This window comes from Romboutsia lituseburensis DSM 797 (assembly GCF_900103615.1).
Lineage (GTDB): Bacteria > Bacillota > Clostridia > Peptostreptococcales > Peptostreptococcaceae > Romboutsia_F > Romboutsia_F lituseburensis.
The window spans coordinates 1-1,872 of sequence record NZ_FNGW01000026.1 but is presented as its reverse complement, the minus strand read 5'-3'; the positions used below and the strand labels follow the sequence as shown (position 1 = coordinate 1,872).

1 protein-coding gene and 1 rRNA gene are annotated in these 1,872 nt (G+C 28.5%); one reads left to right on the top strand and one right to left on the bottom strand.

Features of this window, described 5'->3' with window-relative positions; translation table 11 throughout:
• Positions 1-81, top strand: a 5S ribosomal RNA gene (gene rrf, locus BLP75_RS17925); the annotation flags it as partial.
• Between the two features lie 133 nt (positions 82-214).
• On the opposite strand, the gene BLP75_RS17920 is transcribed toward rrf, so the two are convergent.
• The gene (locus BLP75_RS17920; protein ID WP_092727900.1) at positions 215-1,408 is read right to left on the bottom strand and encodes a pyridoxal phosphate-dependent aminotransferase; all 1,194 of its coding nucleotides are present in this window, start codon (positions 1,406-1,408) and stop codon (positions 215-217) included.
• Between the last annotated feature and the right edge of the window lie 464 nt (positions 1,409-1,872).

Sequence of the window (1,872 nt, the reverse complement as noted above, 5' to 3'; positions counted from 1 at the left end):
ATTCCGAACACAGAAGTTAAGCTCTTTAGCGCTGATGGTACTTGGGGGGCGACCCCCTGGGAGAGTAAGACGTAGCCACGTAATCTTTTTTTATGTTTAAATTCATAATAGTTATTTTATTAAATTATAAAATAACTATTATGATCTTATATCTTAATGTTTTTTTATATAAGTCTATACATAAAAAGAAGTGTGCATAAGCACACTTCTTGTTTTATTTATTTAATTTTAAATAAGTTTCCAAACCTATTTTTAATATTTTAGCAGCATTAGCCAAATCATCTTTATTTAATACATAGGCAAGTCTTATTTCATCAACGCCAAGCCCTTTAGTAGCATAGAAACCTTCAGCAGGGCAAGGCATAACTGTTTGTCCATCTATGTCAAAATTGCTTAATAACCATTTTACAAAATGATCAGAACTCTTAACTGGTAACTTTGCAACTATATAAAAAGCTCCAGCAGGCTTTTTACATACGACACCAGGAACTTTTATAAGTTCATTATACAATACATCTCTTCTTTCTCTATATTCTTTGTTTACCTTTGCAAGATAAGTACTTGGTGTTTTATAAAGCTCAATAGCACCAATCTGCTCTAAAGTAGGAACTGATAATCTTGCTTGGCATAGTTTTAGTATTTGATTCATAAATACTTTATTCTTAGAAGCTATAGAACCAATTCTAGCTCCGCATGCACTATATCTTTTAGATACACTGTCTATTATCACAACTCTATCAGCTACTTCATCTATATTACCTAAACTAGTATAATCACCTTCATAAACAAATTCTCTATAAACTTCATCAGCTATTATCCATAAATCGTTTTCCTTAGCTATATCAGATATCATTTGAATTTCTTCCTTAGTATAAACAACTCCAGTTGGATTTCCTGGGTTTGAAAATAATATAGCACGAGTTTTAGAATCTATTTTGGATACGATTTCTTCCTTTGAAGGGAAGTGGAATCCATTTTCTGCCACCGTAGTAATAGGTTTTATCTCGACACCCACTGCTTTAGCAAAGCTATTGTAATTTGAATAAAATGGCTCAGGTATTAATATATTGTCTCCCTCATTGCATGTAGCTATCATAGAAAATAATAGAGCTTCACTACCACCATTTAATATTAATATGTCATCATTATTAAAATTGATGTTATATCCTTTATAGTATTTTTGTATAGCTTCTATAAGTTCAGGCATTCCTTCTGATAAAGCATATTCTAAAACATCATCCTTGTAATCTTTTACTGCATTGAAAAATTCATCTGGGGTTTTTATATCAGGTTGTCCAATATTTAGATGGTAAACTTTTTTTCCACCTTTTTTAGCTTCTGTAGCATAAGTTAATAGTTCCATTATAGTAGAAGCTGGAACAGCTTGTATTCTAGATGATATATTCATATCTATAATTCCTCCTAGTATAAAGTTTATTTATTGCAGTGTATAAAATAGAATATATTGAAACTTTAGTAATTATATATACTTTTATAGAGAATTTAACAAAGTATATGTGCTATCTTTAAATATATCTTAACATAAAAAAAACGAATTCCTAATTAACTATATATTTAGAAAATTTAGTAATAGTAGATTGGAATTTAAGTTGAAGGATAAGAGATATGAAAAAAAGCTATGAAAAGATGAAGTATATTGGTAAATATAACGATATATACGGATTATAATTTAATTTTAAAGATGTCTATACTAAGCGTTTAAGGTGGTTTAGAGAATGAAAATTAAAAATATAATTATAATTTTAAAAAAAATTAAAAAAAGTATTGACGATATTATTTTAAGATGGTATAGTTATACTTGTCCTTAAGAAAAGGGCAAACAAGAAAAAACAACTTAAGAAAAAAGTTGAC

What these genes read in the sequence shown, in the direction of transcription:
- BLP75_RS17920 (WP_092727900.1), bottom strand. Translation starts at nt 1,408, where the DNA reads ATGAATATATCATCTAGAATACAAGCTGTTCCAGCTTCTACTATAATG.